General features: G+C 46.1%; 16 protein-coding genes. 10 read left to right on the top strand and 6 right to left on the bottom strand.

Features of this window, described 5'->3' with window-relative positions:
- Positions 1-58: 58 nt before the first annotated feature.
- From R7P72_RS01945 to R7P72_RS01935, 3 genes are all read right to left on the bottom strand, one after another.
- Positions 59-2,089, bottom strand: coding sequence for an acetoacetate--CoA ligase (locus tag R7P72_RS01945; protein ID WP_005373303.1), 2,031 nt, complete (start codon positions 2,087-2,089; stop codon positions 59-61).
- Positions 2,090-2,176: 87 nt separating this feature from the next.
- A complete protein-coding gene (locus tag R7P72_RS01940) occupies positions 2,177-3,103 on the bottom strand; it encodes an electron transfer flavoprotein subunit alpha/FixB family protein (RefSeq protein ID WP_005373301.1) in 927 nt (308 codons plus the stop codon).
- Complete coding sequence (locus R7P72_RS01935; RefSeq protein WP_005373300.1) at positions 3,100-3,852, bottom strand: electron transfer flavoprotein subunit beta/FixA family protein; 753 nt, start codon at positions 3,850-3,852, stop codon at positions 3,100-3,102. Before R7P72_RS01935 ends, R7P72_RS01940 begins: the two co-directional genes overlap by 4 nt.
- A 155-nt stretch (positions 3,853-4,007) precedes the next feature.
- Here R7P72_RS01935 and R7P72_RS01930 point away from each other — a divergent pair, with 155 nt between their 5' ends.
- The 9 genes from R7P72_RS01930 to R7P72_RS01890 all read left to right on the top strand — a co-directional run bounded on the left by R7P72_RS01930 (position 4,008) and on the right by R7P72_RS01890 (position 14,740).
- Positions 4,008-5,645, top strand: a complete 1,638-nt coding sequence (locus tag R7P72_RS01930) for an electron transfer flavoprotein-ubiquinone oxidoreductase (RefSeq protein WP_005373299.1) — start codon at positions 4,008-4,010, stop codon at positions 5,643-5,645.
- Positions 5,646-5,887: 242 nt separating this feature from the next.
- Entirely contained in the window at positions 5,888-6,688 is an 801-nt protein-coding gene (locus tag R7P72_RS01925; protein ID WP_005373297.1) for an ABC transporter ATP-binding protein, read from the top strand.
- Positions 6,688-8,640: a long-chain fatty acid--CoA ligase gene (locus R7P72_RS01920; protein WP_054576076.1), complete on the top strand. Its 1,953-nt coding sequence runs from the start codon at positions 6,688-6,690 to the stop codon at positions 8,638-8,640. Before R7P72_RS01925 ends, R7P72_RS01920 begins: the two co-directional genes overlap by 1 nt.
- Positions 8,640-9,533, top strand: coding sequence for a branched-chain amino acid ABC transporter permease (locus tag R7P72_RS01915; RefSeq protein ID WP_005373295.1), 894 nt, complete (start codon positions 8,640-8,642; stop codon positions 9,531-9,533). The genes R7P72_RS01920 and R7P72_RS01915 overlap by 1 nt, the downstream gene beginning before the upstream one ends.
- A gap of 11 nt (positions 9,534-9,544) precedes the next feature.
- Positions 9,545-10,612, top strand: a complete 1,068-nt coding sequence (locus tag R7P72_RS01910) for a branched-chain amino acid ABC transporter permease (RefSeq protein ID WP_005382737.1) — start codon at positions 9,545-9,547, stop codon at positions 10,610-10,612.
- Positions 10,613-10,647: 35 nt separating this feature from the next.
- Positions 10,648-11,892, top strand: a complete 1,245-nt coding sequence (locus tag R7P72_RS01905) for an ABC transporter substrate-binding protein (protein WP_005373285.1) — start codon at positions 10,648-10,650, stop codon at positions 11,890-11,892.
- Between the two features lie 80 nt (positions 11,893-11,972).
- Positions 11,973-12,794, top strand: a complete 822-nt coding sequence (locus R7P72_RS01900; RefSeq protein WP_005373283.1) for an ABC transporter ATP-binding protein — start codon at positions 11,973-11,975, stop codon at positions 12,792-12,794.
- A gap of 9 nt (positions 12,795-12,803) precedes the next feature.
- The gene (locus R7P72_RS01895; RefSeq protein ID WP_213907002.1) at positions 12,804-14,006 is read left to right on the top strand and encodes a phenylacetate--CoA ligase family protein; all 1,203 of its coding nucleotides are present in this window, start codon (positions 12,804-12,806) and stop codon (positions 14,004-14,006) included.
- Between the two features lie 137 nt (positions 14,007-14,143).
- Positions 14,144-14,740: a methyltransferase domain-containing protein gene (locus tag R7P72_RS01890; RefSeq protein WP_213907003.1), complete on the top strand. Its 597-nt coding sequence runs from the start codon at positions 14,144-14,146 to the stop codon at positions 14,738-14,740.
- 288 nt (positions 14,741-15,028) lie between these two features.
- Here R7P72_RS01890 and R7P72_RS01885 read toward each other — a convergent pair whose 3' ends face one another.
- The 3 genes from R7P72_RS01885 to budA are packed head-to-tail and all read right to left on the bottom strand — an operon-like array spanning position 15,029 to position 18,302.
- Positions 15,029-15,787 (bottom strand): SDR family NAD(P)-dependent oxidoreductase, encoded by a 759-nt coding sequence (locus R7P72_RS01885; protein WP_054574665.1) that lies wholly within the window; start codon positions 15,785-15,787, stop codon positions 15,029-15,031.
- Positions 15,784-17,487: an acetolactate synthase AlsS gene (gene alsS / locus R7P72_RS01880; protein WP_005373275.1), complete on the bottom strand. Its 1,704-nt coding sequence runs from the start codon at positions 17,485-17,487 to the stop codon at positions 15,784-15,786. The genes R7P72_RS01885 and alsS overlap by 4 nt, the downstream gene beginning before the upstream one ends.
- Before the next feature lie 29 nt (positions 17,488-17,516).
- Entirely contained in the window at positions 17,517-18,302 is a 786-nt protein-coding gene (gene budA / locus R7P72_RS01875; RefSeq protein WP_005373273.1) for an acetolactate decarboxylase, read from the bottom strand.
- 97 nt (positions 18,303-18,399) lie between these two features.
- Here budA and R7P72_RS01870 point away from each other — a divergent pair, with 97 nt between their 5' ends.
- Complete coding sequence (locus tag R7P72_RS01870) at positions 18,400-19,281, top strand: LysR family transcriptional regulator (protein WP_005373271.1); 882 nt, start codon at positions 18,400-18,402, stop codon at positions 19,279-19,281.
- Positions 19,282-19,334: the final 53 nt, after the last annotated feature.

Below are 19,334 nucleotides of genomic sequence, written 5' to 3'. Positions count from 1 at the left end.
GAGCTAAAAATACAGTTAGGTTATACCCGTCTGTATTGTTGGAAGACTTGTTGAGTCTCTAAGTGACAGTGGCGCCACTTTCTATGTTGAAAAGCGTTTTAATTTCTTCCAGCACTTCTGGGTTAGCAATAGCACCAATGTTTTTTACAGCTTGTCCGTTTACCAATTGTTTCACTGCTAGCTCAACCAATTTGCCTGAGCGCGTTTTAGGAATATCACTGATAGCAAAAATTTGTCGTGGGACATGGCGCGGTGAACATTTTGTTTTCAATGTTTGGCGAATTGAATCGGTGAGTTGTTGGGTTAACTCGACGTTGTGAGCGAGTTTTACTAGTAACCAGATTTCTTCAGACTGCTGGTTTAACTTGCCGACAGCGATGGAGTCTTCAACCTCGGGTAACGCGTTCACTTTCTGATAGATTTCAGCGGTACCGATGCGTACGCCGCCTGGATTTAAGGTTGCGTCACTACGGCCATAAAAAATAAAGCCGCCATGTTCGGTTTGCATCACATCGTCGCCATGGTGCCAGATATCGGTAAACTTGCTCCAATAAGCGTTGTGATAAAGTTCGCCGTTGTCGTGCCAGAAGCCAATAGGGAAGTTAGGTAGCGAGTTATTACAAGTCAGTTCGCCGCGTTTTTGCGTAATAGTATGTCCATCATCCTCTAGAACACGTGCGTCGATTCCCAGCCCTGCGCCTTGGCATTCACCTTTGTAAACTGGTGAGATAGGGTTTCCCAGTACAAAGCATCCGCAAATATCCGTGCCGCCAGCGATAGAAGCGAGATGCAAGTCCTGCTTGATGTGCTGATAGACATAACTAAATTGTTCTGGGTAAAGCACCGAACCAGTTGAGCAAAGAGTTTTGAGTGACTTCAGGTTATGTTCTAGTTTTGGAGAGCAGTTTGCCTGTTCCAGTGCTTCTAAGTATTTCGCTGAAGTACCAAACAGCGACACGTTATGTTCTTCTGCTAATCGCCATAAGACGGAGTGATCAGGATAAACCGGACTACCGTCGTAAATCACTAAGGTTGCTCCACTCGCAAGAGCGGAAACATGCCAGTTCCACATCATCCAACCACATGTTGTGTAGTAGAAAACCTTGTCTTGCGATTTGATGTCGCAATGCAGTTGATGTTCTTTGAGGTGATTGAGCAAGGTACCGCCTGCGGAATGGACAATACACTTAGGTTGACCTGTTGTACCAGAAGAATACAAAATGAATAACGGGTCATTAAACAGCATTGGTTGATATTGAATTGATTGTGGAGAAAAGTGGTGAGTAATATCGGACCAAGAGACAAAGTCAGAAGTGGTAGCTCTCTTAGCGTTTTGTAAATATTCGATTTGGCATACGCTAATAGTAGTCTCTTCGGAGGCACTGCTTAACTTACTACTAAGAGTGGTGTTCTTGTCCGTCATATCGAAAGCTTTGCCTCCGAACTGGTAGCCATCACAGCAAAAAAGAACTTTCGGCTTAACCTGACCAAAACGCTCTACGACGCTATCGATACCAAAATCAGGAGAGGTTGAAGTCCAAATAGCGCCAAGGCTTGTAGTAGCCAACATGGCTATAACGGTTTCAGGAAGGTAGGGCAAATAACCCGCAACGACATCGCCTTTACCGACACCACAATTGAGTAGCCATTGTTGAATGGCAGAAACTTGTTCAAGCAACTGTTTACCGGTGAGTTGTCGGTGTTCACCGCTTTCATTGCTAAAAACAATAAACTCACGCTCTGGTGATTGCTCAGCCTGAGATAGGAGGTTCTCTGCGTAGTTCAGCGTGGCGTCAGCAAACCATACTGTGTCTCTATTTACATGGTGATGATTAGAACCTGTTTGTGTCCATTTGGGACTGCCAAGGCTCTTGATTTGCGAACCTATATCTCCGATTACGTTGCAAAACTGCCAAGTATGTCGCCAAAATTCATCATTGTGCTCAATGGACCACTGGTGTAGAGACGTGTAATTGTTGATTACGGTACCTTCGGCTTTGTCTTTATTAACCTTTTCGATGAACCGTAATAAGTTGCTATTGCTGACGCGCTCAGCAGATGGTGACCAAATAGGTGCAGAATTTGGCATAGGTCCCTCTAATTTCAATTCTTTTGAATATGACCAAAAACAAAATAAAGGGGCGAACATAGCGGTGTTCGCCCCTTATCTGATCGTTTAAAGTTGTTCGGCAAGCTGAGGTAGTACCTCAAATAAATCACCAACCAATCCATAGTCGGCAACTTCAAAGATAGGAGATTCTGGATCTTTGTTGATCGCGACAATCACTTTGGATTCCTTCATTCCTGCAAGATGCTGGATGGCACCGGAAATCCCAACCGCTATATAAAGCTTAGGTGCAACGATTTTACCGGTTTGACCCACTTGTAAGTCGTTGGCAACAAACCCGGCATCAACTGCCGCGCGAGAAGCGCCAATGGCAGCACCTAGTTTATCGGCAACTTGTTCGATCAACGCGAAGTTCTCTTTGCTACCGACCCCGCGTCCACCTGACACAACCACCTCTGCCGCGCTTAATTCAGGACGTTCTGACACGGTTTTATCGACAGAAACCAATTCAACCATTGGAGCTGAGATAGTGACCTGCTGATGCTTAATATCAGCTTGGTTGTGACAAGTAACCGGCTCAAACGCAGACGCGCGCACGGTGATGACGCGAACCTTGTCGCTGGTGGTCACTTTGGCAAATGCGTTTCCTGCGTAAATAGGGCGGATAAAAGTGTTTTCATCGATAACTTGGACAATATCGGAAATTTGCCCAACGCCGAACTTCGCTGCTACTCGCGGTGCAAGATCTTTCCCTTTTGATGATGAGCTAGCCCAGATTGCGTCAAAACCTTCAGCAACACTCACTACAATAGGTGCGATACTCTCGGCAAATTGATGCTTAAGTTGCTCATCATCGACACAAATTACGTTTGATATACCATCAACGCGACAAGCTTGTTGAGCGACTTCTTCACACTGGTGGCCCACTACGATCAAAACATTGTCTTGGCTGACTTGTTTTGCTGCATTAACCACTTTGAGTGTGTCAGCATGCAATTGGTTATTGTCATGCTCTGCTATGATTAAGTTCTTCATGAAATCACCTTCGCTTCGTTACGCAGCTTATCGAGAAGCTCTGAGACAGATTCAACCTTGATGCCACCTTTTCTTTGCGCTGGCGGTGTGATTTCTTGAATGGTTTGGCTAAATACCACTTCAACACCCAGACTGTCAGGTGTGATGGTATCTAACGGCTTGCGCTTAGCTTTCATGATATTAGGCAAAGAGGCAAAACGCGGTTCATTCAGGCGTAAGTCAGTACTGATCACCGCAGGTAAGTTCATCGCGACCGTCATCAAGCCGCCGTCCACTTCTCTCACGACCTGAACTTTTTGATCTTCTATCTTCACGTCGGAAGCGAAAGTTGCTTGAGGCCAGTCAAGTAGGGCGGCCAGCATCTGAGCCACTTGGTTGTTGTCCGTATCAATGGATTGTTTACCCGTAATCACAAGCTGTGCTTGTTCTTGCTCAACCAGAGCTTTGAGCAGCTTAGCGACGACCAATGGCTCTATTTTGTCTTCAGTATCGATATGAATAGCGCGATCGGCACCTAACGCAAGCGCAGTACGTAGTTGCTCCTGACACTGGCTACCGCCGGCACTGACAACGATGACTTCATCTGCAATACCTTGCTCCTTTAGTCGTACGGCTTCTTCAACGGCTATTTCGCAAAATGGATTAATCGTCATCTTGACGTTATTGGTTTCAACATCGCTATGGTCCGCTTTCACGCGAACTTTAACGTAGGGATCAATGACCCTTTTGATTGGCACTAGTATTTTCACGTTAGATTCCTTTTACAGTGAAGACTATGTGTTTACAGTGAAGACGATGTGATGACGTCTTTAAAATGATGTTAATTTACCTTTACGTTTGCGTCAACTTTAAATATATTGTTGATTAACAAGTTGGCAACATGCAAAGAAAAAGGAATGCAATCATGGAAAGAGACTGCATGGAATTTGATGTTCTGATTGTAGGCGCAGGTCCCGCAGGCTTGTCTGCGGCATGCCGAATCAAACAATTAGCAGCAGAAAAAGAACAAGACCTCTCTGTTTGCGTGGTAGAAAAAGGCTCTGAAGTTGGAGCGCATATTTTATCGGGTGCGGTGTTTGAAACGCGAAGTTTGGATGAGCTTTTTCCCGACTGGCAAGAGAAAGGCGCTCCGCTCAATACCAAAGTAAACCAAGATAAAACCTACTATCTAGGCAATGACATCAATGGTCATGAACTGCCTTCTTGGGCGGTGCCTAATACGTTACATAACAAAGGTAATTACATCATAAGTTTGGGCAGTCTATGCCGATGGATGGCGTTGCAGGCTGAGAACTTGGGGGTGGAGATCTACCCAGGTTTTACCGCCAGTCAAGCGATCATCGATGAAGATAGTCGTGTTTGTGGCGTGATCACGGGCGATATGGGGTTAGACAAAAATGGTGAACAAAAAGGAAATTTCGAACCTGGTATTGAACTGCGAGCGAAGTTTACTTTATTTGCTGAAGGCGCACGGGGGCATATTGGTAAGCAGTTGATTAACCGATTTAATCTTGCTGAAGAGAAAACGCCTCAACATTACGCTATCGGTTTTAAAGAGCTGTGGGAAATCCCATCAGAGCAGCATCAGCAAGGTTTAGTAGTGCACGGATTAGGTTGGCCGCTATCAAATGAAGCTACAGGTGGCAGTTATCTCTACCATTTAGAGGGAAACCAAGTTGCCGTCGGGTTGATTGTTGACTTGAATTATAAGAATCCGCACTTGAGTCCATTTGATGAGTTTCAACGTTTTAAACACCACCCGTTGATTGAGCAATACCTCAAAAATGGGAAGCGTATTAGCTATGGCGCAAGGGCGATCACCAAGGGTGGCTTTCATTCGCTTCCCACTCAGCAATTTGCTGGTGGTTTATTAATTGGATGCGATGCAGGAACACTTAACGGCGCTAAAATCAAAGGCACACACACGGCAATAAAATCTGGCATGCTTGCCGCTGAAGCAGTATGTGAAGCCCTTGAGAGTCAGTCAGTTACTGCTGATTATCAAAAGCATTTCAAACAGTCTTGGCTGTATGAAGAGCTTTATCAAGCACGTAACTTCTCAAGTGGCATTCACCGCTTTGGATCGTGGCTGGGCGGTGGTTTAGCGCTGCTGGAACATAACGTATTAAAAGGCAAAGCTAAGTGGCATATCCGCTGTGATAAGCCTGATCATCAGTCTCTGTTATTGGCGGAAAGCAGCAATGAAATTGTCTATCCGAAGCCTGATGGCGTGTTAAGTTTCGATCGCCTCTCTTCTGTTTATCTATCCAATATCTTCCATGAGGAAGATCAACCATGCCACTTACGACTGGAGAACCAGCGGATCCCTATTGAGCAGAACCTTGAATTATATGCAGAGCCAGCACAGCGCTATTGTCCGGCTGGCGTGTATGAAATCGTACAGGGGGAGCAGCAGCCAGAGCTGCAAATAAATGCGGCCAACTGTATCCACTGTAAGACCTGCGACATCAAAGATCCAAGTCAAAATATTACCTGGACTCCGCCAGAAGGTGGTGGTGGTCCGAACTATCCAAATATGTAAGCGTTTGAGAATAATTTTTATTAACAATTTATTTACTTAAAGTTTGCGTTAGTTCAAATCTTTCTCGATGAACTCGATTGCAACTTAATCTTTCAGGCACTATTCTGATTTTAAATTGACGTTTACGTAAACTGAATACAAAGTTGATGCATAGGTGTAAAAGCGGTTACCAGTATCAAAGTTAGGTTTGATCAAATAGTGCTCAATGGAACGCACTTAAAATAACGAAAGGGAGATCAACTATGGTATCGGAATCGCCTCTGTTGCAGGTAAACGATATTTCATTGGCTTTTGGTGGGGTTAAAGCTCTAACTGACGTGAGCTTCCATGTGAATGAAAAGGAAATCTTTTCAATCATTGGTCCAAACGGTGCAGGTAAAACCTCAATGCTCAATTGTATCTCTGGTCGATACACACCAAACAAAGGCTCTGTAATCTTCGCTGGAGATGACGTAACTAAACGTACACCAAGCCAACGAGCTGAGTTAGGGCTGGGAAGAACCTTCCAAAACTTAGCGCTCTTTTCTCATATGTCGGTACTGGACAACATCATGGTTGGCCGACACCACCTACTGAAAAACAACTTCGTCACGGGGCCACTCTATTGGTTCTCCAATGCGCAGAAAGAGGAGATGGCGCACCGCAAATATGTGGAAGACGTGATCGATTTTCTAGAAATCCAGCACATCCGAAAAGCGACTGCAGGCACGCTATCTTACGGCTTACGTAAGCGTGTAGAGCTTGCTCGTGCCATTGCCTTAAAACCTAAGTTACTGCTGCTTGATGAACCAATGGCAGGTATGAACTTGGAAGAAAAGGAAGACATGGCACGTTACATCATGGATCTGAATGAAGAATTAGATATCACGATCATCATGATTGAGCACGACATGGGCGTGGTCATGGACATCTCTAATCGCGTTTTGGTTTTGGATTTCGGGAAACACATTGCTACAGGTGAGCCTGAAGAAGTGATGGCCAACCCACATGTGAAACAAGCGTACTTAGGCGAAGAGCTACCGACATTAGAGGAGAGTGCATAATGGCACAGCAACATAATGATTGGGCAGATATAACCCGCTTAGATACCTTTCCAAAAGTGTTGCAACACAATGCCAAGAACTGGCCCGAACAAGTCGCAATGCGTGAAAAGGAGTTTGGTATATGGCGAGAGTTCACTTGGAAGGATTATGAAAACCGCGTCAAGTGGATGGCATTGGCACTACAAGATTTGGGTATTGGTGAGCAAGATGTCGTTGGTTTGCTAGGTGATAACCGCCCGGAATGGGTATGGGGCGAGTTAGCGGCACATGCGATCAAAGGTTTCTCGCTGGGCATCTATCAAGATTCTATGCACGAAGAGGTGGCGTACCTTATCAACTATGCCAAAGCAAAAGTCGTGATTGCCGAAGATGAAGAGCAATGCGACAAGCTGCTTGAGCTTGGTGATGAAATTCCTAGCGTTGAATACATTATTTACTGCGATCCTCGTGGAATGCGTAAATACGATGATCCAAGATTGATTGATGTTGAACAGGTCTACAAAAAAGGTCAGCTGATTGATAAAGCGGACCCAGACAAATATCTCAATATGGTTGTTGAAACCAAAGGCAGCGATCTTTCAATTCTATGTACAACGTCGGGTACGACTTCTAAACCAAAATTGGCTCAGCTACACAGTGGCACGTTCTTGGATCACTGTGCGGCTTACTTGCGTGCAGACCCTCGTTCCCCAGGCGACAACTACGTTTCTGTTCTGCCTTTACCTTGGATTATGGAGCAGGTTTACGTGGTTGGTCAGGCGTTGATTTCTCGTCAAATCGTTAACTTTGTGGAAGAACAAGAAACCATGATGTCCGACTTGCGTGAAATCGGTCCAAACTTTGTGCTGTTAGCGCCACGTGTGTGGGAAAACATTGTGGCAGACGTGTCTGCACGAATGATGGATTCGACACCGTTTAAGCAAAAGATGTACAAACTGGGCATGAGCTTAGCCAACAAAGCGTTAGAGCAGGGCAAACGTTCTAAACTCGCCGAATGGATTCTTTTGCGTGCTTTGCGAGACCGTTTAGGCTTTTCGAACCTAACATCTGCTGCAACGGGCGGCGCGGCGATGGGGCCTGACACTTTCCGTTACCTACAAGCTATTGGTGTACCACTTAAGCAGCTTTATGGTCAGACCGAAATGTGTGGCGCATACACCGTGCACCAAGCGGATGATGTGGATTACGATTCCGTTGGTGTTGCGTTTGATAATGCAGATGTGAAAGTCATCAACCCGGACAGCAATGGCGTTGGTGAAATCATCGCGAAAAGTACAGGCATGTTTACTGGCTACTTAAACAACCAAGCAGCATATGATGAAGATGTTCAAGATGGTTGGATGCACACAGGCGATGCGGGCTATTTTAAAGATTCCGGTCACTTGGTCGTGATTGATCGTCTGAAAGATATGTCGGAAACCAGCCATGGCGACCGTTATTCGCCACAGTTTATCGAAAACAAACTCAAGTTTTCACCGTTTATTGCAGAAGCCGTGGTGGTAGGTAAAGGTCGACCTTGGCTGTCTGCCATCATCTGTATTCGCTATGCGATCGTCGCGAAGTGGGCAGAGCAACGCGGCTTGGCATTTACCAACTACACCAACTTATCTGCTCAACCAGAAGTGTACCAAGCGATTCGTGAAGAAGTTCAAAAAGTGAACGAATCCCTACCGGATGCACAGAAGATCAGCAAATTCATTCTACTTTACAAAGAGCTGGATGCCGACGATGGAGAGCTAACTCGTACACGTAAAGTACGCCGTGGTGTGGTTGCAGAGAAATACGGAGACATCATCGAAACCATCTACAGCGACGATCCAAAAGTCGATGTCGATACAGTGATCACTTATCAAGATGGCACTAAAACACGCATTCAAACGTCGCTAGTTATTGAAACGCTTATCGAGCATGAGCCAACACTAGTGGATAGCGAACAACGGAGGATCGCATAGTGAATACGGATTTATTACTGCAACTCGTCATTAATGGCGTGATCGTTGGCATGTTGTATGGCGTTGTCGCCATGTGCTTTGTATTGATTTACAAATCGACCCAGGTGGTCAACTTTGCTCAGGGTGAGTTCTTGTTGATTGGCGCATGGGTATGTTGGGCGGCATTGGTACACCTACAGTTACCGTTTTTTATCGGCTTTTTACTCACGCTCGCGTTCATGATGATTTTTGGTATCGCCGTGCAAACCATTGTGCTCAGACCGTTGATTGGTGAACCGATTATCTCTGTGATCATGGTGACCATTGGTCTATCGATGTTTTTCCAAGCGCTGATGAAGTGGATATTCGGTGTCTCTGCTGTGTCGTACCCGCAAGTGTTCGAAACCAACGTGGTGAATATCGGAGGTTTGAATGTTGAGTTTGCTTACATTCTGAGCTTGATCTTCTCAATGCTCATCATGGGCGCGTTCTACTGGTTCTTCAAATTCAGCAAAATGGGTCTGGCAATGCGCGCAACGGCATTTAACCAGCAAGTAGCCCAGAGTCTTGGCATTTCCATCAAGAAAGTGTTCGCCATCAGTTGGGCCATTTCGGCAATGGTATCTGCAACCGCAGGGATTGTTATCGGTATCGTTAACGGCGTATCTGACGCGCTATCCATTATTGGTATCAAAGTTTTCCCAGCCGTTATTTTAGGTGGCTTAGATTCGGTAGTCGGCGCAATTGTCGGTGGTATTACCATCGGGGTGCTAGAAAACTTGGCTGAGTTTTTTGATAGCCAATACCTGCAAGTGGGTAACTTATACAACATCGCACCATTCTATGTGCTGTTAATCATTCTTGCCTTCAAGCCATATGGCCTGTTTGGTACCAAAGATATTGAGCGTATTTAAGGAGAAATAACATGGCTCAACTTAGCATGCGCCCATGTGGGGATTTTCGAACCACATATAAAAGCGATACGCCAATTTTTGAAACCAAAACCATCAGAAGCCTTGCGATTGCAGGTGTCATCGCCATGCTGGCAGCACCGCTGGTCTTGGATATTTACTTCCTAAACCTGTTTATTCAGATTGCATACCTCGGTATCGCGGCATTGGGCTTAAACATTCTGGTTGGTTTTACCGGACAAATCTCGCTAGGTCACGGTGCGTTCTTTGGTTTTGGCGCCTTTGCATCGGCTTGGTTAAATAACCAGTTTAACATTCCAGTCGTGTTTGCGATTCCGCTTGCGGGTTACTTAACCATGATTGTGGGGATGCTGTTTGGTCTGCCAGCGGCTCGAATTAAAGGTTTATACCTAGCTATCGCAACGTTGGCGGCGCAGTTTATTCTAGAGGACTTCTTTGCTCGCGCAGATTGGTTCAGTGGCGGCTCATACGGTGCAAGCGCGAACCCAATTAATTTGTTTGGCTTTGAGTTTACGACTGACGAAAGCTTCTTCTATATCGCTCTGTTTGCGCTGATCTTCATGTATATGTGGGCATCAAACTTAATCCGTTCTCGTGACGGTCGCGCGTTTGTCTCAGTACGAGATCACTATCTATCAGCAGAGATCATGGGCATCAACCTAACCAAGTATCGTCTGCTCTCATTTGGAGTGTGTGCATTCTATGCGGGCATCGGGGGTGCACTCTACGGACATTATCTAGGGTTTGTATCAGCAGAAGGCTTCACCATCATGATGTCTATCCAGTTCTTGGCAATGATCATCATTGGTGGCTTAGGCTCAGTCAAAGGTACGCTGATGGGGACGATATTTATCGTACTGCTGCCTGAAGTTTTAGAGTTTGGCGTAACGGGGCTTTCAGCGTTTGGTGATACCACCGCTTTCACTGATGGTCTGGCTTACTTCAAAGAAATGGCGATTGGTTTAGTCATCATGCTGTTCCTCATTTTCGAACCTCAAGGATTATCGCATCGCTGGCAACAGATTCGAGCATATTGGAAACACTATCCGTTCTCATATTAACGTGGAATATACCTCAATAACAAGGACAACGAGTTATGAACAAAGGACATTTAGCGACAACGTTGGTGCTGTCATCTGCACTGTTTACTACCGCAACTTGGGCAAAAGATTCTGTGTTTGTCGGACAATTAGTCGATTTTTCTGGACCAACGGCCTATGTGAGCAAGCCTTATGGTTCTGGCGTGCGAGACGCATTGCGTTGGATTAACCAAAACGGTGGCATTAACGGTACCGAGCTCGAATTTGAAACAGTAGACATGGCGTACAAAGTACCAGTGGCGATTTCTAACTATAAACGTTGGGTGGCGCGTAAAGACATGGTTGCGCTGCAAGGCTGGGGTACGGCGGATACCGAAGCACTTATTTCGTTTGTTACCAAAGACAAAGTGCCGGTGTTCTCTGCTTCTTACTCTGGTCACTTAACTGACCCAACTGGCAAAAACCCAAAAACCGCGAAACCAGCGCCTTATAATTTCTTTTATGGTGCGTCGTACTCAGATGCGTGCCGTGCGCTAGTTAAGTGGGCGAAAGAAGATTGGGAATCTAAGGGCAATCAAGGTGCGCCGAAATTTACGCACATTGGCGATAACCATCCATTCCCGAATGCGCCAAAAGAAGCGTGTGCAGAGTACGCCAAAGAGCTTGGTTTTGATGTGCAAAACCCAGTCGTTGTGTCACTAAAACCAGGGGACTTCAAAGCGCAATGTTTGTCGCTGAAAGAGTCAGGCACCAACTACGGTTACATTGCCAATATCGGTAGCTCGGTTATCTCACTAGTGAAGTCTTGTAACACGGTTGGGACAGAGTTCCAGTACATGGCAAACATTTGGGGCGGCGACAAGCCAGTGCTTGAAGCAGCAGGCGATGGCCTTAAAGATTACGTTTTCCCAGGTATGACGGCGTTTTGGGGAGACGATAACGAAGGCATGAAGCTGGTTCGTGAGATTTCTAAGCAGTCTGAATCAGAGCCGGGCGAATTCAGAACTCACCATTACATTCGCGGTATTTGTTCTGCGTTCTATATGAAAGAAGCGATGGAGTGGGCGAAAGACAACGGTGGTATCACAGGTGAAAACATCAAGAAGGGCATGTATGTCCATGACAACTGGGTACCACAAGGCTTAGAAGGTGTTTGTGTCCCTGCGAACTGGAAACCGGAAGATCACCGAGGCACAACAACCGTGAACGTCTTTATGGGCAACAACGATGGCGGCGCAGTTGATATTAAGAAAGTATCTCAGGTGACATTGTCACGTCGTGACGATTGGCTAGGTTACTAATCTACGACTTATTAATAACAAAGCTTACTGAAAATAAGGATGGGTGAGAGAACACTCTCACCCTAGCAAGGAGTAGCTTGATGGCTGAATTAGCAACGAATATCGAACCGGCAGAAATACTGCTTTCAGTGAACAACATTGAAGTCGTCTACGACGAAGTAATACTAGTACTTCGCGGTGTGAGTTTAGAAGTTCCAAAAGGGCAGATTGTGACCTTACTGGGCGCCAACGGTGCGGGTAAATCCACAACGTTGAAAGCCATTTCTGGTTTATTGAAAACCGAAGATGGTGAAGTGACGCGCGGCGAAATCAACTTCATGGGCGAGCGTATAGACAACAAAAGCCCGGAAGAGATCGTCCGTTCGGGCATCTTCCAAGTTATGGAAGGGCGCCGAATTGTTGAAGATATGACGGTAATAGAAAATCTTCGCTTAGGCGCTTATACACGCACTGACAACGAAGTTGAACAAGACATCGAAATGGTGTTTGACTATTTCCCGCGACTCAAAGAGCGCACTGGCCTGGCGGGCTATTTGTCTGGCGGTGAGCAACAAATGTTAGCGATTGGCCGAGCGTTAATGGCTCGACCGAAGATGATTTTGTTGGACGAACCGTCTATGGGGCTTTCTCCGCTGCTAGTTAAAGAAGTATTCAGCATTATTAACAAGATCAACAAAGAGCAAGGCATTACCATGCTTTTGGTTGAACAGAATGCCAACTTCGCTCTTCAAGCGGCCGATTACGGTTACATCATGGAATCAGGCAAAATCGTACTAGATGGCAGCAAGCACGAACTGTTAAACAATGAAGACGTAAAAGAATTCTACCTTGGCGGAGGCGATGAAGATCGCAAGAGCTTTAAGAATCTGAAATCTTACAAACGTCGTAAGCGTTGGTTGTAAGGAGCAAGGATGAACGAACTATTTGATGCGAAAGAATCGTTGTCTCTACAGGCGCGAGAAGAGTCGCTGTTTCAACGTTTGCCAGCGCTGATTGAGAATTCGAAAGCCAATAGCGAACATTACGCAGCGCATTTTTCTGAGTTAGAGCCTACATTGGCAAACAATCGTGAAGGGCTTGCTCAGTTCCCGATTACACGTAAGTTCAATGTACCAAATCAGCAGCAACTTAAACCGCCGTTTGGTGGCTTAAATAGCGTTGCCATTGGTCAAATGGCGCGTGTTTTTCAGTCTCCTGGGCCTTTATATGAGGCTCAAACGGATGAGGCCGATTTCTGGCGTATGGGGCGCGCGTTTCACGCTGCTGGGTTCTGTGCGGGTGATTTAGTGCATAACACGCTCTCTTACCATTTCTCTCCTGGCGGATTTATTATGGATGGTGGCGCAAGGGCTTGTGGCTGTGCGGTATTTCCGGCTGGAGTAGGCAATACCGAAGCGCAAATAGAGGCAATTAAACAGCTTCAACCTAATGGTTACACTGGTACACCTTCGTATTTGCTGACGTTGCTACAAAAGTACCAAGAGAAATACGATGAGCAGCCTAGCTTTGAGAAAGCTCTGGTCTCTGGTGAAGCGGTTACAGCAGACATGCAACAGATGTTTGAGGAAAAAGGCATTGCAGTCTTTCAAGCCTACGCAAGTGCAGAGCTTGGCTTGATTGCTTATCAAGTGTCTGGTGAACAAGGATTAGTGATTGCCGAAGATATTATTGTTGAAATCGTTGATCCTGATGGTGTTCCTGTACAACCGGGAGAAGTCGGTGAAGTCGTTGTAACGTCGCTTGATGAGAAGTTCCCGCTGATTCGCTACGCAACGGGAGATTTATCGGCATATCTAGAGATTAGTTCTGATTCTTCACGCACGAATGCACGAATTAAGGGCTGGATGGGACGAGCAGACTCCGCGGTGAAAGTAAAAGGGCTGTTTGTTTATCCGCATCAGATCCAAGAAGTCTGTCGTCGCCACGATATTAAAGGCTCCTTGAAAATTGAGCGCGATGGCTTCAACGATGCCATTACTTTCTGCTGTCATGATGTTCATGTCTCGGCAGAGGACATTCAAGCGACACTTCAGTCTGTCACCAAACTGAAAGGCAATGTCCAGTTTGTACCGAACCAAGTGGAGCAGCCGTTAATCAATGATCTTCGCAGTTAACTCATTGGTGGCATAAGTGCAGTAGAAAGTGGTTGTCATAAAAAACTAACAACGTACAGACAAAAGGCTAGAAAAGGGATACCACATTGCGCTGCGTATCCCTTTATTTTTTACTACCGCAATCAGGGAGCGGGTAAATGAAACAGGCACCAATGATTAACACACAATTCTGGGATGATTTGTTTATCCGAGGCACTATGCCTTGGGATGCCCAATCGACACCTCAAGAACTCAAGGATTATCTCGACAATTCACTTCATGTAGGCCAGTCAGTGTTTATTCCTGGGTGTGGTGCCGCTTATGAACTGAGCACTTTTATTCAATATGGGCATGACGTGATCGCGATGGATTACAGCCAAGAAGCGGTAAAAATGGCGCAATCAACGTTAGGTAACTACAAAGATAAAGTCGTATTGGGTGATGTATTTAATGCCGATTTTTCTCACTCGTTTGATGTCATTTACGAGCGGGCCTTTCTCGCAGCACTACCGAGAGACATGTGGTCAGAATATTTCTCTATGGTGGATAAATTGCTGCCAAGAGACGGTTTGTTAATTGGTTATTTCGTTATAGATGATGATTACCACTCTCGCTTCCCTCCATTTTGTTTGCGAAGTGGGGAACTGGCATCTTTTCTAGAGCCCACGTTTGAACTTGTGAAGTCCTCAGTGGTGGCAAACAGTGTTGAGGTTTTTAAAGGCAGAGAGCAATGGATGGTGTGGCAGAAGTGTTAGTCGTCACTGAGACTTCTTTAGAAAGTATTCGCGGAAACTGTCTGGTTCTTTGTGAATCGCTGATACATAAGTCTTCACTCTATGTCTGATGGAATGCTCACATAGTTTGTCGGTTTGTGTGAAACATTAATTTCTCGTTGCTGGTTTAAGTTGTTGAGATATCTCTAACAGCGGTTGAGTGGTTGAGTTTATTGCTGGCACGGGTTATGTGCTCAGAGCGTAAAGCGACAGATCAGCATCGATCCGAAAGGTAGTAGAACGTCTCTTACTGATCTGTCTATTTCATGCTTATACTATTTTAGGTTGACCATCTGATGCGGTGGCGCCGCCGTCTACAGGTAGGTTTACGCCATTAATGAAAGATGCGTCATCACTTGCCAAGAAAGTCACGACGGACGCAATTTCTTCAGGTTCGGCGGCTCGGCCGAGCGCAATGCGCTCATTGAATTTATCGCGGATTTCCTGCGGCCAGCCGTTCGTCATGTTGGTTTTTACTAAGCTTGGGCATACGGCGTTAATTCTTACGCCCTCCGCACCATGGTCCAATGCCATCGCTCGGGTAAGGTTCACCACTGCGCCTTTACTCGCGCAATAGAATGCGGCACCCCAGTCACCACCCAAACCGGAAACGGACGCGGTATTTACCATACAACCTTTCGTTTTTAAGAGTTCAGGCAAAGCAAACTTCGCGCAATAAACAACACCATCAATGTTTACACCAGAGATCTTCTTCCAGTCTTCCACACTACCTTCAATCACGGAACCAGGGACATGTACGCCAGCATTGTTTACTAAAATATCCAGTTTACCGAAACGGGTAACAACATCAGAAATCAGTGCTGCGACTTTTTCTGGGTCAGAAACATCAATAGAATGCGCAGACACACGCTGTTTATCAAAGCCCTCAACGGCGTTTGCCAACTGCTCTTCATTCCAATCGGCAAGAGCGACGTTTGCGCCTTCTTCATACAAACGTTTTGCGATGGCCAAACCAATACCATTGGCAGAACCAGTGACGAGTGCGACTTTATTTTTTAATCCTCTCATGCGATTTCTCCTTCGAAACTTACAAAAACGGGATCTTGATTTTTCTCTGTGCGCGGCAACATCAGTTTGTCGTTGTCGCTGTAATCTACGGGGATAGCCACCACTGCTGGTCCTTCAACGTCCATGGCTTTATTCAATGTCGGTAGCAATTCGTGTTGACTAGTCACTGCGAAGCCTTTCGCGCCAAATGATTCGGCGTACGCCTTGAAATCAATTGGTCCAAATTTCACACCAGAGCAGCGCTGATATTTGTTGATCTCTTGCATTTCTACCATGTTGTAGGCGTTATCAACCCACACAATATGGACGATATTGCAGTTCAGTCTAACCGCGGTTTCTAACTCCATGCTCGATTGCATAAAACCGCCGTCTCCCGATATCGATACCACTTTGCTACCAGGTTTTAGTAGGCTGGCACCAATGGCCCATGGCAGTGCAACGCCCATCGTTTGTTGGCCGTTAGACACCAGCATTTGGCGAGCTCGAAAACAGCTTAAGTAACGAGCGATCCAGATGTGGAAGCTCCCCATATCAAGGCATAGCGTGGTATCTGGTGTGATGATAGATTGCATGGCTTTAATTAGCGCCAGTGGATGAAACCCTTGCTTGTTATAGACATTGGGATAGGTCTTGATCACTTGCCGTTGCAGTGCTACCTCTTCCAGTACTGAAAGTGCCGTTGGGGAAAGGCGAGCATATTCAGAGATATAGCTGCCCATTTTGTCTAATGACTGCGCAATGTTTCCGACGATTTCAACACAAGGTTGATAATTAAGTTGGTATTCTGCTGGTTCAATATCGAGGTGAATCACTGGGTTGCGGTGGCTGTTCCAAAGCTCAGGGTCATACTCTATTGGGCTAAAGCCGATGGTGAGAATTAAATCGGCGTCCCGCAGTAAAACATCGCCAGGTTGGTTATTAAACAAACCGACACGCCCAGCAAAGTGATGATAGTAATTGATGTCTACCGTGCCGGCGGCCTGGTAAGTGCCGACAACGGGTAGCTGCGTATTTTGAAGAAATCGGGCGATAGCAGCAGCGTTTTGACTGCGGCTCGCGTGAAGGCCAAGTAAAACCACACAGCGCTTTGCTTTACTGATTCGACTGACCGCTTCTTCGATTGCTGCGATGTCTGCGCAACCAGGCTGTGTGTAAGGCGAGGGGACAATAATGTCCGTTTGGGTTTGCTCGGATAAAACATCTTGGGGGAGACTCAAAAAGCAAGCCCCAGGACGACCTGACTCTGCGATACGAAACGCGTTCGCCATGATCTCGCTTGCGGCGTCCACATGCTGCACTTCAGCACTGAACTTGGTTATAGAGCGAAAAATACTGACGGTATCCATGCTCTGGTGTGTTTGTTTTTGCTGGTCAGTTCGTTTCACTGCACCACCGATAGCAATCAGCGGATCGCCTTCGGAGTTTGCTGTTGCCACCCCCGTAACTAGATTTCCACAGCCTGGACCTGACGTAACCATGGTGACGCCTGCTTTGCCGGTTAGTCTTCCCATAACGCCCGCCATAAATGCGCCGTTAGCCTCGTGGCGTACCGGAATCATTTGGATGTTAGTGTCTTCAATCGCATCGAACAGTCGATCGATTTTTGCACCGGGAATACCGAATATGTACTTAATGCCGAGAGACTCTAGCTGTTGAGCGATCAACTGAGCTCCATTCTTATTTGAAGATTTGGATTGCATTTGTTGTCCTTATTATTTGCCTGACTTTGTTACTTTTCCGCCTTTTCTATAGCGGTATTTATATCTTCCGGAGCCAAATTGGCGTTGAGAAAGTCTGTCGATACCGGGGTATCAATCACTAGCCGCGAGACTTTGCCAATCTGGAGGAACCCTGACGAAATGCTGTAATCCTGAATATGACCACCTCCTTGGCGGTCATCAGTAATAAAGTGTTCGTGATAGCCGGGCACATTGATGCCAGTCGTATATTTAGGACTGCGAAAGCCGGCGACCACGCCTTGCTTATGCGTGAAGCGGAATGTTGGTTGCTCTTTGACCACTTCAAGCATTGGTCGATAAGGGCGTGTTTGTTTAGGTACGGTACGAGTACGAACTGAATCGAAAACGCCATCAATGCGCACTGCGCAAAATAGGTTATCGCTTGGAACCATGTCGTCTATGAGGCTATGGACTTCATGACGTGACATGCGCGATGTTAGTGGCAGCTCGATATCAGGCTTAAAAAAAGTCATGACAGCAAAGGGCGTTTTTTGCGCCAGGTCTGCCGGGTTTGCGGAGCCATCCGACTTGAGTTGAAAAACTTCCTTATCAAACGCAATCAACTCACCATCCAATTCATTGAACGTACCTAAACCAAAATCCCCATGTTTTAGCAGTTCTTCTATGGTTGTCGAGCCTTCGTAAACACCAGCGATCAAAGCACTCATTAACGAAGTCTGATAAATCTCACCATCTCCGGTAACGTGATGGTATTCAGAAAATTCTTTCGCTACTTCAAGCGAACAAGCACATAGAGGGTTATAAAATCCACGCATGAGTAAGACCAGTTATGCAATGAAGAGTATATTTAGATTGACTTCTACACGGTGCTAAATCCAATATAAAAAAGATTTATTTTGATATGGAAAATATATGGAATTTCGCTACCTGAAGTATTTTGTCGCGGTCGCCGAGACTCGTCACTTTACCCGAGCAGCTGAACAGCTAGGGATTGCGCAACCTCCTTTAAGTCAACAAATCAAAAAGTTAGAGCACGAGCTTGGCGTAGACCTATTTAAGCGCTTGTCTAGAGGAGTAGAGCTGACCCATGCAGGGCAAGTCTTTTATACGGATGCGGTAAATATTCTTGCTGATGTGGAACGCGCTAAAGCAAAAGCTCGACAGATTGCCCGTGGTGAAAATACGCAGGTTAAAATCGCGTTCGCAACGTCAACATCAACTTGCATTAAGGTATTAGAGAGGGTGGGGCGAATTCAAGAGAATGGGGTTCACTTCCAGACGGCGGAACTGTCAATGCCAGAGCTTGCCACTCAGTTAAAAAGCAAACAACTTGATCTCGCAATCATGCGGCTACCCTGTTACGCCAGTGAGCCTTTTGAGCACAAGGTGTTGTTTAACGACCCGTTTGTCGCGGTGATTCCGGCGGGGCACGAACTGGCAAAATATCCCTGTATCCAGATGAAACAGTTGAGAGGCCATAAAATTTTACTGTTTCCACGAGAGACTGGACCCGCACTGTTTGATGGCATGAGTACACTTTTTGCCGACGCAGGAGTAAGGCTCGAACCACAGTTCGCAGCACCGCAACTTCGTACGACGATTGCCATGGCGCAGGCTGGGTTAGGTATTGCTCTCGTTCCGCGCTCACTGGCTGAACATCTCGATGATTCCGCGACAGTCGCCGAGATTGATGATATCCCCCTAACCAGTCGTGTTGTCGTTGCTTGGGAGGCATCTAATCTCAATAAACAAGCGCTAAAAGTAGCCATGCACATCGGTCATGTTGAGGCTTAAAGCTTTGTCATATAACCTGTCGATTGTACCCAACGAACAAAACTTACTGAAGA

Source organism: Vibrio sp. Vb0888, from assembly GCF_033338835.1.
GTDB classification, from domain to species: Bacteria; Pseudomonadota; Gammaproteobacteria; order Enterobacterales; family Vibrionaceae; genus Vibrio; species Vibrio alginolyticus.
The sequence above is the reverse complement of the archived record's forward strand: the minus strand, read 5'-3'. Positions and strand labels throughout refer to the sequence as shown.